The organism is Arenibaculum pallidiluteum (genome assembly GCF_017355985.1).
In the GTDB taxonomy this organism is placed as follows: Bacteria; Pseudomonadota; Alphaproteobacteria; order Azospirillales; family Azospirillaceae; genus Arenibaculum; species Arenibaculum pallidiluteum.
This window is the reverse complement of the sequence record NZ_JAFIQU010000002.1, coordinates 416,438-436,624: the sequence shown is the minus strand read 5'-3', so window position 1 is coordinate 436,624 and position 20,187 is coordinate 416,438. Positions and strand designations below refer to the sequence as shown.

The following is a 20,187-nucleotide window of genomic DNA, read 5'->3' as shown; positions in this document are numbered from 1 at the left end:
CCAGTCTTCTGTAGGGCGGAGGTTCTGGTCGGCAGGCGACCTACCTTCTGCGGCCCGTCCTGTACCGCAGAATCGGGTGGAGTTCAAATGCCCCCATGCGCGGGGGGGCGTGCCGATCCGCGAAGGCCTGGGCGCGGGTGTGGGCGGCGCAGGAGCCGCGGAAATGCTTGGGTCCGGTGCCGGCTCAGCGGCCCTGTCCGGCCGCGGCACGGCCCCCGAGGACCTCGCCCGCGGCCTCGCCGCGGGTCTCGGCCGGGGCGCCGCTCTGCTGCATCAGAACCGCATCGGAGACGCGGCCGCGGTAGTGGATGGCCCCATCGGCGTCCATGAACGCCCAGTCGCCCGTGAGATAGTAGCGGGGGCCATGGCGGAAGCGGCGTGCCGTCAGCTCGGCGTCGTTGCTGTAGGCCTCGAACCAGAACAGCGGCGAGCGCTCCGTGTCGATGGCGATCTCGCCGGCGCCGCCGACCGGCGCCTCCCGCCCGTCCTGGTCGAGCACCACGATGCGGTAGCCCGGCATGGGCCGGCCCAGCGATCCCGCATCGGGCTGCGGCGCCCCGTCACGCCCGGACCTGTCGATTCCGTAGCGGTTGACGATGATGATTCCGGTCTCGCGCTGGCCGTACTGGTCGAGCAGCGGAACCTTCAGCGTCTGGGTCGCCCAGGTGATCAGCTCGGGCGGCAGCGGCTCGCCCACCACGGACATGATGCGCAGCGCCAGCTTGTGCGGGACCTGGAGCGGTCCCGCGCGGTGCCAGGCCCGAACCTGCGAGGGCGCTGCCGTCAGGTTGGTGACGCCGAACTTCGTCAGCATCCGGTAGCCCTGCCGCACGTCGTAGGGACCGTCGCAGAAGATCGTGGTGCGGCCCAGCAGCAGCGGGCCGACCAGCCCGTAATACGCGCCGTAGGCCCAGCCGGGATCGGCCATGTTCCAGTAGATGTCGTCGTCGCGGAGGTCGAGGCCGACGCGCATGTACTGCTCGATGCCGGCGAGTGCCTTGACGGGGACGCCGACGCCCAGCGGCTTGGCCTCGGCCTCCGAGGTGTAGATCTGCAGGAAGGCCTCGTCCTCGCCGTAGCGCGCCACGTGTTCGGCCGGCGCGGCGGTGTGCAGCGCCGACCAGAAGAGGACGGCATCGGTGCTCTCGCCGAGCACCTCCTCGTCCTCGACCGTCACCACGGCCGGCGGGCGCGCGTCCGGTGCGGCCGGCAGCTTCCGGCTCAGGAAGCCGTTGGTGACCACGGCCCGGGCTCCGCTGTCCGCCAGCCGGAACGAGATGGCGGCCGGGCTGTAGGTCGTGAAGAGCGGCGTGTAGACCCCGCCGAGCCTCCAGATCGCGAGGGCCGCGATCAGCAGTTCGGGCCCCTTGGGCAGCAGCACCGCCACCCGGTCCCCGCGGCCGACGCCGAGTCCGGCCAGGACGCTCGCGAAGCGCGCCGAATCCTGCGCGAGGCGCGCGAAGCTGAGCTCGGTCGTCTGCCCGGCGACGCTCTCGTGAAGAAGGGCAGGATGGGCTCCGCCGGCCCTGGCATGGCGGTCGCACAGCAGCTGCGCCAGGGCGATCGCGCCGCCGCGGTATTCCGGGCGCAGGAAGGCCGAGGAGGGCGCATCCGGGCGGGCCTCGCCGGGGGCGCCAGCCGGCGCCGGGCCGGGCGAGGCGGCGATAAGTCCCAGCGCGGCCAGCTCGGGGCCGAGATGATAGCGTCGGCTGCGCTCGTCCTGGCGCACGAGCCCCTCGCGGGCGAGCGCCGTCAGCAGCCGGTGCGCTGTCGGCTTGGACAGGCCGGCCGCGGCCATCAGCTCGACGAGGCGGGCGCCGTCGGGCGCGCGGGCCGCGACCGCGCGCAGAAGCGCGATGGCCCTTTCCAGGCTCTGGGTCCCACCGGCCGGTGATGCGGCTGTCGCGCTGCTGGTCGTCATGAAGGTCCATAATATGGACGTTCCTGGCCGTGTCACGCAGGAAAACTGCGAGCGCTGATTATCAGCATTGAAAACATTCCCGACGCGTGGCTATAGTTTTCCGAGCCGGCCGTCCCGGATGGTTCCATATCGTGGAACTCCGTCGTCGGATCGGCACCGGCACCCAGAAGGCCGGGCGAAACGGAACGGAGGAGACATGTCCGGCGAGCCCGTGAAGCGGCCTGGCGCATCCCCGCCCGCCCAGGCGACCGACCCCGTGGCCCCCATGGCCGGGGCGCCCATCTTCGAGGCCCGGGACGTCTCGCTCCGCTTCGGCGGCGTGCGCGCGCTGACCGAGGTGGGGTTCTCGATCCTGCCGGGCGAGCTGTTCTCGATCATCGGCCCGAACGGCGCCGGCAAGACCTCCATGGTCAACTGCATCTCCGGGCGCTACCGGCCGACGCAGGGGGCGGTCTTCTACAAGGGGCGCGACATCACCGCGCTGACGCCGAACCAGCGTGCCACCATCGGAATCGGCCGCACCTTCCAGAATCTGGCGCTGTTCGGGCACATGACCGTGCTCGACAACATCATGGTCGGGCGCCACCACCTGCTGCGGAACAACTTCCTGACGGGCTCGCTCTACTGGCTGAGCCGCGCGCGCCGCGAGGAGCTGGAGCACCGCCGGGCCGTCGAGGAGATCATCGATTTCCTGGACCTCCAGAACGTCCGCAAGGCGGTCGCGGGCACCCTGAGCTACGGCGTGCGCAAGCGGGTGGAGCTCGCGCGCGCCATGGCACTGAAGCCGGACCTGATCCTCCTGGACGAGCCCATGGCCGGCATGAACCTCGAGGAGAAGGAGGACATGGCCCGGTACATCGTCGACCTCAACGAGGAGTTCGGCATGACCGTCGTGATGATCGAGCACGACATGGGCGTCGTGATGGACATCTCGCACCGGGTGATGGTGCTGGATTTCGGCCGGAAGATCGCCGAGGGCCTGCCTGAGGCGGTGCTGCGCGACGAGCATGTCCGCCGCGCCTATCTCGGCGAGGAGGACGAGGTCCTGGTCGATCCCGAGGACGCGGCCCTGCGGCCGGGGAGGGTGGCGTGAGCGCGCCCCCGGAAATGCCGGACCTCCGCCGGCTAGACACGCTGCCGAAGCTGCTGGCCCACAACGCCCGCGCCCATGGCGCCGAGACCGCGCTGCGCGAGAAGCACTTCGGGATCTGGCGCAGCCTGACCTGGGCGCAGTACCACGACCGCGTGCGTGCCTTCGCGCTGGGCCTGCGGCGCCTCGGCATCGGGTCCGGCGACGTCGTGGCGCTGATCGGCGACAACCGGCCTGACTGGGTCTGCGGCGAGATCGCGACCCATGCCGCGGGCGCGATGAGCCTCGGCATGTACCGCGACGCCCTCGACGAGGAGGTTGCCTACCTCGTGAACTACGCCGAGGTGCGCCTCGTCTTCGCCGAAGACGAGGAGCAGGTGGACAAGCTGCTGGGCCTTGGCGACCGCATCCCGAGCCTGCGCCACATCGTCTATTCCGATCCCCGCGGCATGCGGAAGTACCGGGATCCCCGGCTTCTTTCGGTGGATGCGCTGGTCGGCTTGGGCGCGGAGGCCGAGGCCGCCGAGCCAGGCCTCTACGAGAGGCTGGTGGAGGCGGGGGACGGCTCGCAGGTCGCGATCCTGTGCACGACCTCGGGCACGACCGCCAATCCCAAGCTCGCCATGCTGACCTCCGCGGCCCTGCTGCGCCACTGCGCGAGCTACCTGAAGGCCGATCCGCGCGCGCCGGGCGACGAATACGTCTCCATGCTGCCGCTGCCCTGGATCATGGAGCAGATCTACGGGCTCGGTAAGGCGCTGCAGGCCCGGATGGTCGTGAACTTCGTCGAGGAACCCGAGACGGCGATGAACGACTTCCGCGAGATCGGGCCCAGCTTCGTGCTCTTCGCGCCGCGGGTGTGGGAGCAGATCGCGGCCGATGTCCGCTCGCGGGTTATGGATGCCTCGCCGCTGAAGCAGCGCCTGTACGAACTCGGCATGCGCCTGGGGCTGAAGGCCCTGGCCGAGAGCCGGCGCTCGCGCCTTGCCGAGCTGCTGCTGTTCCGCGCGTTGCGCGACCGGCTGGGCTTCACGCGGCTCAGGAGCGCCGCGACCGGCGGCGCCGCCCTCGGGCCCGACACCTTCCGCTTCTTCCAGGCCATGGGCGTCCCGCTGCGCCAGCTCTACGGCCAGACCGAGCTGATCGGCGCCTACACCGTGCACCGGGCGGGCGAGGTCGACTTCGACACGGTCGGCGTGCCCTTCGACGAGGGGATCGAGGTCCGCATCGAGAACCCCGACCACAACGGCGTCGGCGAGATCGTGACGCGCCACCCGCACATGTTCTCGGGCTACTACAGGAACGAGGAGGCGACCCGCGCGGACCTGCGCGGCGGCTGGATGCACACGGGCGATGCCGGCTACTTCGACGCCAAGGGCCACCTGGTCGTGATCGACCGGATCAAGGACATCGCGACCACGAGCGGCGGCGACCGCTTCAGCCCGCAATACATCGAGAACAAGCTGAAGTTCAGCCCCTACGTGGCGGAGGCGGTGATCCTGGGGGATGGGCGCCCGTACCTTTCGGCCATGGTCTGCATCCGCTTTCCCATCGTCTCGAAATGGGCGGAGAAGAACCGGATCGCCTTCACCACCTACACCGACCTCTCGAGCCGGGACGAGGTCTACGACCTGCTGCGCCGCGAGGTCGAGACGGTCAATGCCTCGCTCCCGGAATCCCAGCGCATCCGGAAGTTCCTGCTGCTCTACAAGGAGCTCGACGCCGATGACGGCGAGCTGACGCGCACCCGCAAGGTCCGGCGCGGCGTGATCGCCGAGAAGTACGGCGACATCATCGAGGCGATCTACGGCGACCGCGACGCGATCGACGTGGACACCACCATCACCTTCCAGGACGGGACGCGGCAGCGCATCCGCACGCGGCTCAAGGTCGTCGAGCTGGCGCCGGGGCCCGCGCGGCCGCGCGAGCCCGCGGTCGCGGCCTGAGCGGCGCGGGCGGAAAGCACCGAACAGAAAGCACCGGACGGAAAGCACCGGACAGAAAGCACAGGGGAGGAGCACCGCGTGAACACCGAGCTTCTGGGCCAGCTCCTGATCAACGGGATCGTCGTGGGGGCGCTCTACGGCGTCGTCGCCATGTCCTTCGTGCTGATCTACAAGGCGAGCCAGGTCGTGAACTTCGCCCAGGGCGAGTTCCTGCTGATCGGCGCCTGGACCTGCTGGTGGCTGCTGACGAAGTGGCAGCTTCCCTTCATCTGGGGCTTCGGCTTCACCCTCGTCTTCATGACGCTGTTCGGACTGTTGCTGCAGGTCGTGGTGCTGCGGCCGATGATCGGCGAGCCGATCATCTCGGTCATCATGGTGACGATCGGGCTCTCGATCTTTTTCCAGGCACTGATGAAGTGGATGTTCGGCGTCTTCGCCCAGCCCTTCCCGCCGATCTTCGAGACCGGGCAGGTGGACGTGCTCGGCCTCAGGATCCAGACGGTCTACGTGATGAGCCTGGGGATCTCGGTGGTGATCATGGCGGTCTTCGCCTGGTTCTTCAAATTCTCACGCATGGGGCTCGCCATGCGGGCCACCGCCTTCAACCAGCAGGTCGCGCAGAGCCTCGGCATCTCGGTGCGCACCGTCTTCGCGCTGAGCTGGGCCATCTCGGCCGTGGTGTCCTCGGTCGCGGGGGTGGTGGTGGCCGTGGTGAACGGCGTTTCCTCGGCCCTGTCCTTCTACGGGATCAAGGTCTTCCCGGCGGTGATCCTGGGCGGGCTCGACAGCGTGGTGGGCGCCGTGCTCGGCGGCCTGATCGTCGGCCTGCTGGAGAACTTCGCCCACTTCCTCGATGCCGAGTACCTGAACTGGGGCAACATGTATCAGGTGGCGCCCTTCTACGTGTTGATCGTGATCCTGATGATCAAGCCGTACGGCCTGTTCGGCACCAAGGACATCGAGCGGGTATGAGGACGGTGCCATGACGACCCTGATCCCCGCCGGCGACTTCAAGACCAGCTACGCCGCCGACACGACGATCTTCCCGACGGCGACCAGCCGGAACTTCGCGATCGCCGGGGTCGTGCTGCTGGCGCTCTGCCCGCTGGTGCTCGACAAGTATTGGCTGTCGATCATGATCCAGATCGGCTTCCTGTCCATCGCGGCGCTGGGGCTGAACATCCTCGTGGGGTTCACCGGGCAGATCTCGATCGGCCACGCCGCCTTCTTCGGCTTCGGGGGCTTCGCCTCGCCCTGGCTTTCGAATCATTTCGGCATCCCGGTCGCGCTCTCGATCCCGCTGGCCGGGGTGATGACGACGGCGGTGGGCCTGATCTTCGGCATCCCCGCGGCCCGGCTCAAGGGGCTCTATCTCGCCATCGCCACCCTGGCCGCGCAGTACATCATCGAGGACTTCCTGGGGCGGGCCGAATGGTTCACCGGCGGGGTCGCCGGCACCATCGCCGAGCCGTTCTCGCTGTTCGGCTTCGTCTTCGACACGGACGAGCGGTACTTCTACGTGGTGCTGGCCTGGATGGTCGCGATGTACGTCCTGGCGACCAACCTGATGCGCACGCGCGACGGGCGCGCCCTGGTCGCCGTCCGCGACCACTATCTCTCGGCCGAGATGATGGGCATCAACCTGACGAAGTACAGGACGATGTCCTTCGGCATCAGCTCCTTCTACGCGGGCATCGGCGGCGCGCTCTACGCCCACTACCTGCAGTTCGTGTCGGTCGAGGGCGTCACGATCCTGCTCTCGATCCAGTTCCTCGGCATGATCATCATCGGCGGGCTCGGCTCGATCATGGGGTCGCTGATGGGGACGGTGTTCATGGTCCTGCTGCCCGAGCTGATGGGGGCCGTCACCGACGCCCTTGCGGGCGGCGCCATCGACCGGGCGCTGAACCTGAAGGACAGCCTGTCCTACCTGCGGGAGATGGCGATCGGCCTCGCCATCATCCTTTTCCTGATCTTCGAGCCCGACGGCCTCGCGCACCGCTGGAAGCAGGTGAAGGCCTACTGGAAGCTCTATCCGTTCTCGCACTGAGGCGACGGACCGGAAGATTCCGCAGCGAACCACAACCAGAAAAGCACGGAGAGGAGGCGTTCAATGACCCTGAAGACGGTTCTCGCGGCCGCGACGGCCACGGTGGCGCTCGGCGCGGCGTTCGCGGGCGCTCCGGCCACGGCGCAGGAGAAGATTTCGGTCGGCCACCTGGCGGACTACAGCGGCGCGACCTCCGACGTGGGCGTGCCCTTCGGCCAGGGCGTGGCCGACGCTCTGGCCTACATCAACAAGCAGGGCGGCGTCGCGGGCCGGCAGATGGCGGTCGAGACCTACGACTACGGCTACCAGGTGCCGCGTGCCATCAGCCAGTACAAGAAGTGGTCGGGCCGCGACAAGGTCCCGGCCATCCAGGGCTGGGGCACCGCCGACACCGAGGCGCTGATCACCTTCGTCGCCAAGGACGAGATCCCGTACTTCTCCGGCTCTTACGCGGGCGCGCTGACCGATCCCAATGGCAAGGGCGAGCGTTCCGAGAAGGCGGCGCCCTACAACTTCTTCTACGGGCCCAGCTATTCCGACGGGCTGCGCGCCATGCTGATGTGGGCGGCCAAGGACTGGAAGGCGAAGGGCGGCCAGGGCGCGCCGAAATACGTCCACATGGGCGCCAACCATCCCTATCCCAACGCGCCCAAGGCCGCGGGCGAGGAGCTGGCCAAGCAGCTCGGCTTCGAGGTGCTGCCGGCGATCCAGTTCGCCCTGACCCCCGGCGACTATACGGCCCAGTGCCTGACCCTGAAGACCAGCGGCGCCAACTACGCCTATCTCGGCAACACCGCGGGCTCCAACATCTCCGTGCTGAAGGCCTGCGAGACGGTCGGGGCCAGCGTCCAGTTCCTCGGCAATGTCTGGGGCATGGACGAGAACGCCGCCAAGGCCGCCGGCAAGGCCGCCGACGGCGTGGTCTTCCCGCTGCGCACCGGCGTCACCTTCAGCGAGAGCGCGCCGGGCATGCAGCTCGTGCAGGAGATCTCCAAGGTCACCGACGCGGCGGGCACCGCCTACCGGCCGGTGCACTATCTCGCCGGCATCTGCTCGGCCTACTACATGAAGGAGAGCATGGAGTGGGCCGCCAAGAACGGCGGCATCACCGGGCCGAACATCAAGAAGGGGATGTACCAGAAGAAGGACTGGGTGCCCGCCGGCCTCGAAGGCGTCTGCTTCCCGTCCTCCTGGACCGCCGAGGACCACCGCGGCACGACGACCGTGGCGCTGTACCGCGCGAAGGTGTCGGGCCCGACCGAGGCGCCGGTGTCCGAGCTCGTGAAGAGCGGCGCCATCAAGCTCGAGAAGGTCGACACCGTCCAGCTCGAGCGCAAGCCGGAATGGCTGGGCTGGTAGGCCCCGCGCGCTGAGCGCGGCCCCCGTCCCGTCGACGGGCCGGGGGCCGCCCTTCGCCGATCGGAACCCCACGCGAAGCAGGGAACGCCATGTCCGTCACGACCGATGCGGGCGCCCGCCCGTCCGAACGACCGGCGCAGGGCGCGGCCAAGCCGCCGCTGCTCTCGGTCAACAACATCGAGGTCGTCTACAACGACGTGATCCTGGTGCTGCGCGGCCTCAGCCTCCAGGTGCCGGAGGGCGAGATCGTCGCGCTGCTGGGGGCGAACGGGGCCGGGAAGTCGACCACGCTGAAGGCGATCTCGGGCCTGCTGAAGACCGAGGACGGCGAGGTGACGCGCGGCGAGGTGGTCTTCGCCGGCGAGCGCATCGACGGCACCGACCCGGACCGCATCGTCCGCAAGGGCATCTTCCAGGTGATGGAGGGGCGCCGGATCATCGCCGACATGACCTGCCTCGAAAACCTGCGTCTGGGCGCCTTCACCCGCCGCGATGCGGGGGTGAAGCAGGACATTGAGATGGTCTACGAGTACTTCCCCCGCCTGAAGGAGCGCACGGGGCTGGCGGGCTACCTGTCGGGCGGCGAGCAGCAGATGCTGGCCATCGGGCGCGCGCTGATGGCGCGGCCGCGGCTGATCCTGATGGACGAGCCGTCCATGGGCCTGTCGCCGCTGCTCGTGAAGGAGGTCTTCGGCATCATCCGCCAGATCAACCGCGACCTCGGCGTCACGATCCTGCTGGTCGAGCAGAACGCCCGCATGGCGCTGCAGGCGGCGAGCTACGGCTACATCATGGAATCGGGGAAGGTCGTGCTCGACGGCACCGCGTCCGAGCTCGAAGGCAACGAGGACGTGAAGGAGTTCTACCTCGGCGGCGGCGATGAGCGGCGCAGCTTCAGGAACCTCAAGAGCTTCAAGCGCCGCAAGCGGTGGCTCTAGGCGTCGATCCTGGCGGGAAGCCACCGATGGGTGAAGCGCCGCGCATCCTCGGCCTGCTGGAATCGGAAGCCGTATTGCCGGCGCCCGGACCAGTCCATGGTGCTGAAGTGCAGGACGCGTCCGCCGACCTCGCGCTCGACCCAGCTCAGGATCGCCTTGCGCGTCGGCAGATCGGGCGTCTCCGCGAATTGAACTGTCGTCCAATCTTCCAAGGCAGCCTCCCCATTCTGAGAGTCCTTGCAGCAAGGGTACGAATACCACTCCCGAAAGGCAAAGTTTTTCGAATCCAATCCTGAGCGACTTAGTTTCGATTTAAATTCGATTTTTACATTTCAGCCGAGGACCGCCCGATGGAACGCCCCTTCTACGACGAGCTGGAGTCGCGCCCGGCAGACCGGCGCGAGGCAGCGCTGCTGGAGGCGCTGCCGGGGCATGTCGCGCTCGCCAAGGCGCGTGCGCCGGGCTGGGCCCGGATCCTGGCGGATATCGAGCCGGAGGGCGTCCACACGCGTGCCGACCTCGCGCGGCTTCCCCTGACGCGCAAGTCCGATCTGGCGGAACTGCAGCCCAAGGAGCCGCCATTCGGCGGCCTTGCCGCCACGTCGCCGGGTGCGCTCGCCCGGGTCTTCGCCTCTCCGGGCCCCATCTTCGAGCCCGAGGGGAGGCGGCCGGACTACTGGCGCTTCGCGCGCGCGCTGTGGGCCGCGGGGCTGCGACCGGGGCAGGTCCTGCACAACTGCTTCTCCTATCACTTCACCCCGGCCGGCCTGATGATGGACGGGGCGGCGCAGGCCCTGGGCGCCGCGGTCTTCCCCGCGGGAACCGGGCAGACCGAACAGCAGGTCGAGGCGATCGAGGCCATCCGCCCGCACTGCTACACCGGCACCCCGGACTTCCTGAAGGCGATCATCGAGAAGGCCGAGGCCACCGGCCGTGACGTCTCCTCCATCCGCTCCGCCCATGTCACCGGCGGGGCCTTCATGCCTGACGTGCGACGCTTCTACGCCGAGCGGGGGCTCGACGTGCTGCAGAGCTACGGCACCGCCGATCTCGGCCTCGTCGCCTACGAGACCGCCGCGCGGGAGGGGCTGGTCCTGGACGAGCACGTGATCGTCGAGATCGTGCGCCCCGGCACCGGCGATCCCGTTCCCGACGGCGAGGTCGGCGAGATCGTCGTCACGGTCCTGAACCCGGACTATCCCCTGGTCCGCTTCGCGACCGGCGACCTGTCCGCGATCCTTCCGGGCGCCAGCCCCTGCGGCCGCACCAATGCCCGCATCAAGGGCTGGATGGGCCGCGCCGACCAGACCACCAAGGTCAAGGGCATGTTCGTCCACCCCAGGCAGGTAGCCGAGGTCGTGGCGCGCCACGACGGCCTCGGGCGGGCACGGCTAGTGGTCGCGCGCGCCGACGGCGCCGACGCCATGACCCTGCGCGCCGAGGCGCCGGCACCGGACCCGGCGCTGGCGGAGGCGGTCGCGGGGTCCCTGCAGGCCGTCACCAAGCTGCGCGGGCATGTCGAGCTGGTACCCCCCGGTAGCCTGCCGAACGATGGCAAGATCATCGACGATCAGCGCCGGTACGAGTAGGTCCGCCGCAGGGGGATGCGCCGGCCCCTCCTTTGTTGCTGCGGCGGTGATCGGGGAGGACGGGCAGAATTGCCCCAGCCGAAGCGGCGCGACCCGCCACCTGGGCGCCGGCGCCATCCCAGCCGGACGCCGCGATGCTGAGGAGGCCGGACCGATGGATCCTTCCGAGGACGACGGCATCGAGCGGATCCTCGAGCTCATGAGCGGCCATGCGATCGTGCGCTCGATAGCCGTGGCGGCTGATCTCGGCATCCCGGATCGGCTCTCGGGCGGCCCCGTGTCCGCGGAGACCCTGGCCGCCCAGGTCGGAGCGGATGCCGGCGCGCTGCTCCGCCTGCTGCGTGCGCTCGCCGCCGTCGGCCTCTTTTCCGAGGACCGGTCCGGGCGGTTCGGTTTAACACCGGTTTCCGCGCGCATGCGCTCGGACGTTCCCGGAAGCTTGCGCGACTTCGTTCGCCTGCGCGGGAGCCGGATGTACTGGGAGGCCTGGGCCGAGCTGCCGCATGCGATCGCCACCGGCCAGTCCGCCTTCTCCGCGGCGCACGGGATGACCCATTTCCCCTATCTAGAGCACCACCCGGCCGATGCGCGCCTGTTCGGCGACGGCATGCAGGCATTATCGGCGCAGATGCACGAGGCGATCCTCGACGCCTACGACTTTCCGGGCAGCACATCCATTGCCGATGTCGGCGGGGGGCGGGGCGGCTTCCTGGCGGCGATCCTGCGCCGCCATGCCGGGCTGTCCGGGGTGCTGCTGGAAACCGCGGCCGTGGCGGCCGACGCCCGGGCGGCGCTGGCGGAAAGCGGGGTCGGGGACCGGATCCAGGTCGTCGCCGGCGATTTCTTCGCAGGGGTGCCGCAGGGCTCGGATGCGATCCTGCTCAGCCGGGTGCTCCACAACTGGGGCGACGAGCAGTGCCAGCGCATCCTCGCGAACTGCCGGGCGGCGCTGCCTGCCGGGGGGCGGGTCCTGATCGTCGAGTTTATCGTTGCGGACGGGCCGGCGGGACGCGCCGCCAAGCTCTTCGACCTCCAGATGCTCGTCTATATGGGCGCGGGCCGCGAGCGCACGGAGGCCGAGATGGACGGGCTCGTCCGACGGGCCGGGTTCGAGCCGGCCGGCCTCATTCCCACGCGCGCGGGCATATCCGTCTACACCGCTGTCGCCGCCTGAACCCGCGCCCCCTGGCGATCCGGACGCACCGGACGCCGAACCGACCGGCCCGGGCCGGCGGCTCCGCGAGCCCTGGAGGACCCGGGATGCGCGTTCGCGCGCCTCTGCCGGTGTGAGGGCAGGGCGCGGTCACCGATCCCTGGGGATGATGGAGATGCCGCCGCTCGTCTCGACGATGGCGTACTTTATCTGCTCCATCCGTTCGAGACCCTGGGACTGCCGGGCGGCCGTCATGACGTCCGCCTCATCGACCCGGGCCTTGCGCATGCGGTCGCGCAGCGGCTTGCCGTCCGCGACGATCACCATCGGCACGCCCTGGATCAGCTTGGCGATCCTGCGCGAGCGCTGGGCGGCCCAGGAGAGCAGGACATCCAGGAGGATGAGCGTCGCGATCACCAGGATGGCGTTGGTCAGCGAGAAATCCTCGCCCAGCAGCGCCTGCTGGGTCGCCTCGCCAATGACGAGGAGCAGGACGAAATCGAAGGCCGTCATCTCGGACAGCGTCCGCCGGCCAGCCGCGCGGAACAGCACCAGAAGGATCAGGTAGATTGCCGCGGCGCGGAGGATCGAGTCCATCGACCGCCTCAGGGGTAGACAAAGGCGCGGATCGGCACGGGCTGCCGCCCCTCGGCGGCGATTTCGCCGTCGAGCCATCCCACCGTCTCGGGCCGGAGCTCCATCCGGATCAGGCTTGGTGCCTGCCGGTCGCGAACCGGAAAACGAAGCGCCCATCCGTCCTCGGCGAGGCGGCTCTCCAGCGGTTCGGGACTCAGGTTCCGGAGCTGGAGGTCGCGCAGCATTGGGCCGCGCAGGAGCAGTTCGACCTGATCGCCGGCGGTCGCGCCGCGTGCGAGCTCGATCTCGATCGAGGAGGCCGCGTCGTCGCGGAGAAAGCGATCGTAGGTGATGCGCAGGATGCCGTCGGGATCGCTCGCCACCGCCTTGCTGAGCGGCCCGCGCGAGAACGCGCCGAGCAGCGCTGCGAGCACGAGCAGCGCTAGCAGGCTCCACGAGATGCGTTCGAACGTCCAGTCGCGGCGCTGGAACCGCATGTCCTCGTCGATCTCGAGGCCCGTCCAGCCTACCTGGGCCGGTTGGTCTTGGTTCCGCCTTGCCATTCGGCACCTCCCTCGCCGCACCTGACGGTGTGTAGGCGCCGAGGGGACTAGGGGGCTCGGCGGACCGGGGCCACCGAATATCACGGATCCCGCCATGACGTGGAGCGAGACAGTCGGATTAGGATGGACGCGCGATCGCGCAGGACCATCCGCCTCAGCCTCCGTGCCATCCGCGGAAACGGATAGGACTAAGGTCCGCGAGAAAACGATAGTGGTAGCCGTGGATCCTTTCCGCGCCACCCGCGTTCATCGGGGTAACCACCGCCGTGCAGCCGAATGCGACGGAGGGGGCGACCGCCGGGACCGCTCTTTGTCACCACCCCGGATGGTGGTCATCTCTCCGAAATCGTTGCTGAAAGCTTAACGGACGGGTAAGGTTAACCATCGATTAACGATGCGCGGGACAGCGAACGATGGACATGGATCTCAACCTGCTCGCCCAGAACGGCATCGTGACGGGCGCGGACTTTGATCCCGCCCTGCTGGCCGCGCTGAGCGGCAAGGCCGCGCCCGCCCCGTGGGAGGCGCCGGTGCCGGCCGCCTCCCGCGCCGAGGAGGCGACGGTCGATGGCCTGGATCCGCAGCTTGCCGCCTACTGGATGTGGAACTACGGCGCGACCGCGCCGGCAATCGCCGCGGCCGCGGTGGTGACGGAGTACGTCGCCACGGTCAGCGGCCGCTGCGGCCGCGACTTCATCGACGGGACGGATTACCTGACCGAGATCCAGCTCCGCGATTACCTCACCCGTGACGTCGCCAACGAGAACTGGCTGCTGCGCCGCGTGAAGTGACGCTATGGTGGGAGCCCCGCCCGAGCGGCTTCCACAGGAACACGATGTTCGCCATCGCACCGGTCGCCGGTACCAAGCCGGACATCTATGAAGAGGCTGCCCGCCAGCTCCAAGGCCTGCTGGCGGGCGAGCGTGACCCGATCGCCAACGCCGCCAATGCGTCGGCCCTGATCTGGCATCTCCTGCCCGACCTGAATTGGGCCGGCTTCTACCTGATGAAGGGGGGCGAGCTGGTTCTCGGGCCCTTCCAGGGCAAGCCCGCCTGCGTGCGCATCCCCGTCGGCCGGGGCGTCTGCGGGACGGCCGCCGAGCGACGGGAGTCGGTCCTCGTGCCGGACGTGCACGATTTCCCCGGCCATATCGCATGCGACGCGGCATCCCGGTCGGAATTGGTCGTCCCGCTGGTCAGCGACGGCCGCGTGATCGGCGTCCTGGACCTGGACAGCCCGCTCCCGTCGCGCTTCGACGAGGACGACCGCCGCGGCTGCGAGGCCCTGGCCGCGATCCTGGTCGCCGGCACGGACTTCTGACCCTTGTTCCCGACGCGGCCGGTCTGAGAGCGCCTGACTGAGGCCGCAGGCGCGGGACGGCGCGCGCCGCAACTTCGCCCTTCCGTCCCGATCAAGGGGCCCGATTGGATGGCCCGATTCGGTGGCCGGGCCGGCCCTTTCCGCCCGATCCGGCGCGAATAGGCGAGCAGGAGACGCTTTCAGGCACCGGACTGCCGCGGCGCCCGCGCCCGCCCGGCGAGCGCGCATGCAGCCTTGCGGCCGAATAGTTGGTAAAGCGGACTTTCCACTTGTCCGAAAATCCCTCGAATGTACTTTTGTAGGGCTCGTGTCTGGGAAGAGGCCGTGGGGCAGAGGTCCCGCCGCCGTCTTGGGCTGTTCGGCAAAGCCGTACGGAGTTGGAAAAGAGCTTTGCGGATCGCGAAGCGAGATGGCCGGCAGTTCGATCGAGCTTGCTTCTCGAAATCATAATCAGGGAGTGAAGCCATGAAGAAGCGCCGTTACTCCGTCTTGAATTCGGTTTCCAGGCCTGCCGAAGCGGCAGGCCCCGGCGTTGGGCGCCGCCGCTTCCTGCGGGGGCTCGGTCTCGGCGGCGCAGCCGCGGTGGGGGCCGTCGCGATGCCCAACGTCTCCAGGGCGCAGACCGTGACCTGGCGCTTCCAGAGCACCTGGCCCCAGAAGGACATCTTTCACGAATTCGCCCAGGACTTCGTGAAGCGCGCGAACGAGATGGGCGGGAGCCGGCTCAAGCTCGATCTGCTGGCGGCAGGCGCCGTCGTCGGCGCCTTCCAGATGCAGGACGCGGTGCATGCCGGCGCCCTGGACGGCGGGCACGGCGTCGCCGCCTACTGGTACGGGAAGAACAAGGCCTTCTCGCTGTTCGGCACGGCGCCTCCCTACGGGTGGGACGCCAATCACCTGCTCGGCTGGTTCTATTACGGGGGCGGCGAGGCCCTCTACCGCGAGCTCGTCAACGACATGCTGAAGCTGAACGTCGTGGGCTTCATGTCGGGCCCGATGCCGACGCAGCCGCTCGGCTGGTTCAAGCGCGAGATCAACTCGGCCGATGACCTCAAGAATCTCAAGTACCGGACGGTCGGCCTCGCGGCCGATCTCATGAAGGAGCTCGGCGTCGCCGTCACCATCCTGCCGGGCGGCGAGATCGTGCCTGCGATCGACCGCGGGCTGATCGACGGCGCCGAGTTCAACAACCCGTCCTCGGATCGCGTGCTGGGCTTCCCGGACGTCGCGAAGAACTACTACCTGCAGAGCTTCCATCAGCGCGTCGAGTGCTTCGAGATCATCTTCAACAAGCAGAAGTTCGATGCGCTCGCCGCCGAGCAGAAGGCGATCCTTCGCTATGCCGCCGAAGCGGCGTCGGCGGATATGGGCTGGAAGCAGCAGGACCGCTATTCCAAGGACCTGCAGGAGATGCAGCAGCAGAAGGGCGTCAAGGCCGTCCCGACGCCGAAGCCCGTGCTGGAAGCCCAGTTGAGGGCCTGGGACAAGGTGATCGACAGCCTGTCGGGCGACCCCTACTTCAAGAAGGTCGTCGAGAGCCAGAAGGCCTGGGTCCAGCGCGTCGCCGGCTTCTACAACCTCTATGACGCCGACGCGAGGATGGCCTTCCAGCACTTCTTCAAGGCCTGACGCGGGATCGCTCGGTCAGGAGCGGTTGCGCTCTCGTCCGGAGGGGCCGGCCGCATGCCTGGCCGGCCCTTCATCGGCGTCCGCGAGGCGTGCAGCGGTTGGAAACGAACGGGGCCCGGGATGGTTCAGCGCCTTCTGCTTGTCATCGACGGTATCAACACTTGGGTCGGCAAGGCCTTCGCGTGGTGCATTCTCCTCCTGACCTTCGCGATCGGCTACGAGGTGTTCTCGCGGTACCTGCTGGGCGCGCCGACCACCTGGGCGTTCGATGCCAGCTACATCCTCTACGGCACCCTGTTCATGATGGCGGGCGCCTATACGCTGTCCCGCAATGGTCATGTCCGGGGCGACTTCCTGTACCGCAAGTGGTCGCCGCGCGTTCAGGCGAGCCTGGATCTCGTCCTCTACATCGTCTTCTTCTTCCCCGGGATCCTGGCGCTGATCTATGCCGGCTGGGGCTTCTTCCACCTGAGCTGGCTGATGAACGAGCGGTCGTCCTTCAGCCCTGACGGCCCCATCCTGTGGCCGTTCAAGGGGCTGATCCCGCTGGTCGGCGTGCTGATGCTCCTGCAGGGGCTGGCGGAGGTCACCCGCTGCGTCATCTGCATCAGGACCGGCGAGTGGCCGCAACGGCTTCATGACGTCCAGGAGCTCGAGCTGGTCATCCTCGAGCAGGCCGCGCAGAAGCAGGCCGAGGACGAGCGCCCGATGCTCGTCGGGGAGGCCGCGCGATGAGCGATCCCGCCCTCGGCGTCCTGATGCTCGCGCTGTTCGTCGGCGCGATCCTCCTCGGCTTTCCGATCGCCTTCACGCTGATGGCCCTCGGCCTGTTCTTCGGCTACCTCGGCATGGGCGACATTATCTTCAACCTGTTCGTGCAACGCACATTCGCGGTGATGTCGAACGACGTGCTGATCTCGATCCCGCTCTTCGTCTTCATGGGCTACATCGTCGAGCGCGCGAACATCCTGGACCGCCTGTTCAGGTCCGTTCAGCTCGCGGCCGGAAACCTTCCGGCCTCGCTCGCCGTCGCGACCATGCTGACCTGCGCCATGTTCGCAACCGCGACCGGCATCGTCGGCGCCACGGTGACGCTGATGGGCCTGCTGGCCTTTCCGGCGATGCTGCGCGCGGGCTACGACGTCCGGCTCGCGGCCGGCACAGTCTGCGCGGGGGGATGCCTCGGCATCCTGATCCCGCCCTCGGTCATGCTGATCCTCTACGGAGCCACGGCGGGCGTCTCGGTGGTCCAGCTCTATGCCGCCGCGTTCATTCCGGGCCTGATGCTGACCGGCCTCTACATCGCCTACATGATCGTGCGCGCCTGGCTGAACCCGGCGCTGGCGCCGAAGCTCCCGGCCGAGGAGCGAAACGTTCCCTTCACCACCGTCTTCCTGGCGCTGCTGACCTCGTTCGTGCCGCTCGCGCTCCTGATCTCGTCCGTGCTCGGGGCCATCCTGATGGGTCTCGCGACGCCGTCGGAGGCGGCGGCCATGGGCGTCATAGGCGCGCTGATCCTGGCCCTTGCCTACCGGACACTGACCTTCGAAGGGGTCAAGGAATCCGTGTTCCTGACGGCCCGCACCTCCGCGATGGTATGCTGGCTTTTCGTCGGCTCCTTCGTCTTCTCGTCGGTCTTCGGCTATCTCGGCGGGCAGCAGGTCGTCGAGAATTTCGTGGTCTCGCTGAACCTCGATCCCATCACCTTCCTCATCGTGACGCAGGCGATCATCTTCGTGCTGGGGTGGCCGCTCGAATGGACCGAGATCATCGTGATCTTCGTGCCGATCTTCCTGCCCCTGCTGGACAATTTCGGCATCGACCCGCTCTTCTTCGGGATCCTCGTCGCGCTGAACCTGCAGACGTCGTTCCTGTCGCCGCCCGTCGCGATGGCGCCGTTCTACCTGAAGGGCGTCGCGCCCAAATCGGTGACGATCGAATCCATCTTCGCGGGCGTTATGCCCTTCCTGTACATCGTCGTCTTCAGCCTCGTGCTCGTCTACGTGTTTCCGGGAATCGTGCTGTGGCTGCCGAACGCGCTCTACAACTGAGCGATGCGCGGATCCGGCTCAGCTTCGGCGGGGTCCCGGAGCCTTTCAGGCCCGGCGGGTCCTCAGGGCCCTGACGATCGCCCGCCCGGGATGCAGCGCCTCTGCCACCTGACGCGGCACGGGCCAGGGCTCGCCCGAGACCTGGGCGGCGACCAGCTCGGCGCAGAGGGGCGCGGTGGTGAGGCCGCGCGCGCCCAGGCCCGACAGCACCATGACGCCGTCGTGCAGGGTTGGCGGCGGGGCAGGGCGGCGGCGGTCGCCGGTACGCAGCGCCGCATAGTCCGCGAGCCAGGCTTCTCGGTCGGGCAGGGGTCCCGCGAAGGGCAGGTGGTCCGCAGTGGTCGCGCGCAGCCCCGCCCGGGCCTCCAGGACCTCCGTCCCGGACGCCAGGCCGGGCGCCATGGCGGCCAGGGCAGCCAAGTTCCGCCGGTCGTCTCGGTCCTGCGGCGCCTGGACCGGTGCGGGCACGGCATCGGCCACGGGATCGAAGGTCGCCCCGACGAGCAGGCGCCCGTCGGCCAGGGGCACCAGATAGGAGCCCCCGCCCAGCACGCAGCGCGGGGCGGCGCCCGGCGGGGGCCGCAGCAGCGTGACCTGGCCGCGGCGCGGAACCAGCGGAAGCCAGGCGGCCTGCTCGATCAGACGCAGGTCGGGCCCGCCGGCCAGCACCACCAGCTCGGCCTCGGCCAGGGCCGTGTCCCCGGCGCCGCGGGCCAGCCAGCCACCCGCCATGCGCTCGATCCGAAGCACCGGCGTCACCAGCAGGACGCGCGTCCCGATCGTCAGGCGCGCGATCTCCTCCCGCGGGTCGAGCCACCCGGCCGCCGGAAGCCAGAGGCCGCCTTCAGGGAGCGCCGCTCCAGCGAGCGCGCCCGCCTGCGCGGCATCGACGGCCTCGATCCAGCCCGGGGGCAGGATCCCGGCTTCGGCCAAGCGCGGGTCGCCGCCCAGATGCAGAACGCCGGTCCGCCGATAGGCCGGGGAGGATCCATAGGTCCGGACGGCGTGCTGGAAGGCCTGGGCATGGAAGGCGCGCTCCGGCCCGTCGCCGAGCACGAGGCGCGGCATCACGATGCCGCCGGGATTGCCCGATGCCTCGCCCCCCAGGCCGGAGCCCCGCTCGGCCAGCGTCACCTCCCAGCCACGGCGCGACAGTGCCCTCGCGGCGCAGGCGCCGGCGATGCCCCCGCCCAGGACCAGGGCCCGCCCGGGCTGGCGCGCCGGCGCCGCGGCGAACCAGGGCGTATGCCGCGTGCCGCGTGCCTCGGGCGCCGGTCCATCGAAGACCGCACGGATCATCTCGCGCTTGCGGCCGTGCCCGGGGACCTTGGCGCAGCGGAAGCCCGCGGCCTCCAGCCCGCGGCGCACCCGGCCGGCGGCGGTGAAGGTGCCCAGCCGCGCTCCAGGCCGGCTCAGCCGCGCGACGGCGGAGAAGACGCCCTCCGTCCACATCTCGGGGTTGCGGGCAGGGGCGAAGCCGTCCAGGAACCATGCGTCGAGCCGGGCCTCGAGCGCCGCCAGCATCGGTTCCACCGGACCCAGCAGCAGCGTCAGGCTGACGCGCCCGTCCGCGAACGCCATCCGGTGGAAGCCCGGATGCGGCTCCGGCCATGCGGAGGCCAGGGCATCGGCGTGGCCGGCCAGCTCGGGCCAGCGGGAAAGGGCTCTGGCCGCCTCCTCGCGGGCGAGGGGAAATCCCTCAACCGAGACGAAGTCGAGCCTGTCGGGGCGGCCGGGGTCGCGCGCCCAGAGGTCCCAGGCCGCCAAGAAGTTCAGCCCGGTGCCGAAACCCGTCTCGCCGATGGCGAAGCGCCGGCGCCCCCGCCAGGCCTCGGGCAGGCCCACGCCTGCCAGGAAGACGGCGCGCGACTCCGCAAGCCCGTCCTGGGCCGAGAAGTAGACGTCATCGAAGCGTGTGGAGAAGGGCACGCCGTCGCGCCAGCCGATCTCGGCCCGCGGCGGCTGCGCCCAGCGGGGCTGCTGCGTCATGGCGGCGGGTCT

General features: G+C 69.1%; 18 protein-coding genes. 13 read left to right on the top strand and 5 right to left on the bottom strand.

The features are described 5' to 3' along the window. Nucleotides 1-184 precede the first annotated feature (184 nt). Nucleotides 185-1,921: an AMP-binding protein gene (locus JUB13_RS06045; RefSeq protein WP_207477886.1), complete on the bottom strand. Its 1,737-nt coding sequence runs from the start codon at nucleotides 1,919-1,921 to the stop codon at nucleotides 185-187. A gap of 196 nt (nucleotides 1,922-2,117) precedes the next feature. Here JUB13_RS06045 and JUB13_RS06040 point away from each other — a divergent pair, with 196 nt between their 5' ends. The 6 genes from JUB13_RS06040 (at nucleotide 2,118) to JUB13_RS06015 (ending at nucleotide 9,304) form a co-directional block, all read left to right on the top strand. After that, nucleotides 2,118-3,014 (top strand): ABC transporter ATP-binding protein, encoded by an 897-nt coding sequence (locus JUB13_RS06040; protein ID WP_207477885.1) that lies wholly within the window; start codon nucleotides 2,118-2,120, stop codon nucleotides 3,012-3,014. 14 nt (nucleotides 3,015-3,028) lie between these two features. Continuing rightward, on the top strand, nucleotides 3,029-4,957 hold the full coding sequence (locus JUB13_RS06035) for a long-chain fatty acid--CoA ligase (protein WP_207478100.1): 1,929 nt from the start codon (nucleotides 3,029-3,031) through the stop codon (nucleotides 4,955-4,957). Nucleotides 4,958-5,035: 78 nt separating this feature from the next. Continuing rightward, complete coding sequence (locus tag JUB13_RS06030; protein WP_207477884.1) at nucleotides 5,036-5,929, top strand: branched-chain amino acid ABC transporter permease; 894 nt, start codon at nucleotides 5,036-5,038, stop codon at nucleotides 5,927-5,929. A 10-nt stretch (nucleotides 5,930-5,939) separates the two neighbouring features. Further along, nucleotides 5,940-7,007 carry a branched-chain amino acid ABC transporter permease gene (locus JUB13_RS06025; protein ID WP_207477883.1) on the top strand — a complete coding sequence of 356 codons (1,068 nt, stop codon included), beginning with the start codon at nucleotides 5,940-5,942 and terminating at the stop codon, nucleotides 7,005-7,007. Nucleotides 7,008-7,070: 63 nt separating this feature from the next. Continuing rightward, on the top strand, nucleotides 7,071-8,366 hold the full coding sequence (locus JUB13_RS06020; protein ID WP_207477882.1) for an ABC transporter substrate-binding protein: 1,296 nt from the start codon (nucleotides 7,071-7,073) through the stop codon (nucleotides 8,364-8,366). Between the two features lie 89 nt (nucleotides 8,367-8,455). After that, on the top strand, nucleotides 8,456-9,304 hold the full coding sequence (locus tag JUB13_RS06015) for an ABC transporter ATP-binding protein (protein ID WP_207477881.1): 849 nt from the start codon (nucleotides 8,456-8,458) through the stop codon (nucleotides 9,302-9,304). On the opposite strand, the gene JUB13_RS06010 is transcribed toward JUB13_RS06015, so the two are convergent. Continuing rightward, the gene (locus JUB13_RS06010; RefSeq protein WP_207477880.1) at nucleotides 9,301-9,516 is read right to left on the bottom strand and encodes a hypothetical protein; all 216 of its coding nucleotides are present in this window, start codon (nucleotides 9,514-9,516) and stop codon (nucleotides 9,301-9,303) included. The genes JUB13_RS06015 and JUB13_RS06010 overlap by 4 nt on opposite strands. 138 nt (nucleotides 9,517-9,654) lie before the next feature. Here JUB13_RS06010 and JUB13_RS06005 point away from each other — a divergent pair, with 138 nt between their 5' ends. Together JUB13_RS06005 and JUB13_RS06000 are read left to right on the top strand one after the other, a co-directional pair. After that, complete coding sequence (locus tag JUB13_RS06005; RefSeq protein ID WP_207477879.1) at nucleotides 9,655-10,893, top strand: phenylacetate--CoA ligase family protein; 1,239 nt, start codon at nucleotides 9,655-9,657, stop codon at nucleotides 10,891-10,893. 154 nt (nucleotides 10,894-11,047) lie between these two features. Further along, a complete protein-coding gene (locus JUB13_RS06000) occupies nucleotides 11,048-12,067 on the top strand; it encodes a methyltransferase (RefSeq protein WP_207477878.1) in 1,020 nt (339 codons plus the stop codon). A 129-nt stretch (nucleotides 12,068-12,196) separates the two neighbouring features. Here the strand turns inward: JUB13_RS06000 and JUB13_RS05995 are convergent, their stop codons facing one another. Both JUB13_RS05995 and JUB13_RS05990 read right to left on the bottom strand, forming a co-directional pair. Continuing rightward, nucleotides 12,197-12,643, bottom strand: coding sequence for a DUF421 domain-containing protein (locus tag JUB13_RS05995; RefSeq protein ID WP_207477877.1), 447 nt, complete (start codon nucleotides 12,641-12,643; stop codon nucleotides 12,197-12,199). 8 nt (nucleotides 12,644-12,651) lie between these two features. Further along, complete coding sequence (locus JUB13_RS05990; protein WP_207477876.1) at nucleotides 12,652-13,185, bottom strand: hypothetical protein; 534 nt, start codon at nucleotides 13,183-13,185, stop codon at nucleotides 12,652-12,654. A 413-nt stretch (nucleotides 13,186-13,598) separates the two neighbouring features. Here JUB13_RS05990 and JUB13_RS05985 point away from each other — a divergent pair, with 413 nt between their 5' ends. From JUB13_RS05985 to JUB13_RS05965, 5 genes are all read left to right on the top strand, one after another. Further along, nucleotides 13,599-13,976 carry a hypothetical protein gene (locus tag JUB13_RS05985; protein ID WP_207477875.1) on the top strand — a complete coding sequence of 126 codons (378 nt, stop codon included), beginning with the start codon at nucleotides 13,599-13,601 and terminating at the stop codon, nucleotides 13,974-13,976. Between the two features lie 44 nt (nucleotides 13,977-14,020). Further along, entirely contained in the window at nucleotides 14,021-14,506 is a 486-nt protein-coding gene (locus JUB13_RS05980; RefSeq protein WP_207477874.1) for a GAF domain-containing protein, read from the top strand. A 465-nt stretch (nucleotides 14,507-14,971) separates the two neighbouring features. After that, the gene (locus JUB13_RS05975; RefSeq protein ID WP_207477873.1) at nucleotides 14,972-16,135 is read left to right on the top strand and encodes a TRAP transporter substrate-binding protein; all 1,164 of its coding nucleotides are present in this window, start codon (nucleotides 14,972-14,974) and stop codon (nucleotides 16,133-16,135) included. A 120-nt stretch (nucleotides 16,136-16,255) separates the two neighbouring features. Continuing rightward, nucleotides 16,256-16,870: a TRAP transporter small permease subunit gene (locus tag JUB13_RS05970; protein WP_207477872.1), complete on the top strand. Its 615-nt coding sequence runs from the start codon at nucleotides 16,256-16,258 to the stop codon at nucleotides 16,868-16,870. Then, complete coding sequence (locus tag JUB13_RS05965) at nucleotides 16,867-18,186, top strand: TRAP transporter large permease (RefSeq protein ID WP_207477871.1); 1,320 nt, start codon at nucleotides 16,867-16,869, stop codon at nucleotides 18,184-18,186. The genes JUB13_RS05970 and JUB13_RS05965 overlap by 4 nt, the downstream gene beginning before the upstream one ends. A 45-nt stretch (nucleotides 18,187-18,231) precedes the next feature. Here JUB13_RS05965 and mnmC read toward each other — a convergent pair whose 3' ends face one another. Beyond that, a complete protein-coding gene (mnmC, locus tag JUB13_RS05960) occupies nucleotides 18,232-20,175 on the bottom strand; it encodes a bifunctional tRNA (5-methylaminomethyl-2-thiouridine)(34)-methyltransferase MnmD/FAD-dependent 5-carboxymethylaminomethyl-2-thiouridine(34) oxidoreductase MnmC (protein WP_207477870.1) in 1,944 nt (647 codons plus the stop codon). Nucleotides 20,176-20,187 lie beyond the last annotated feature (12 nt).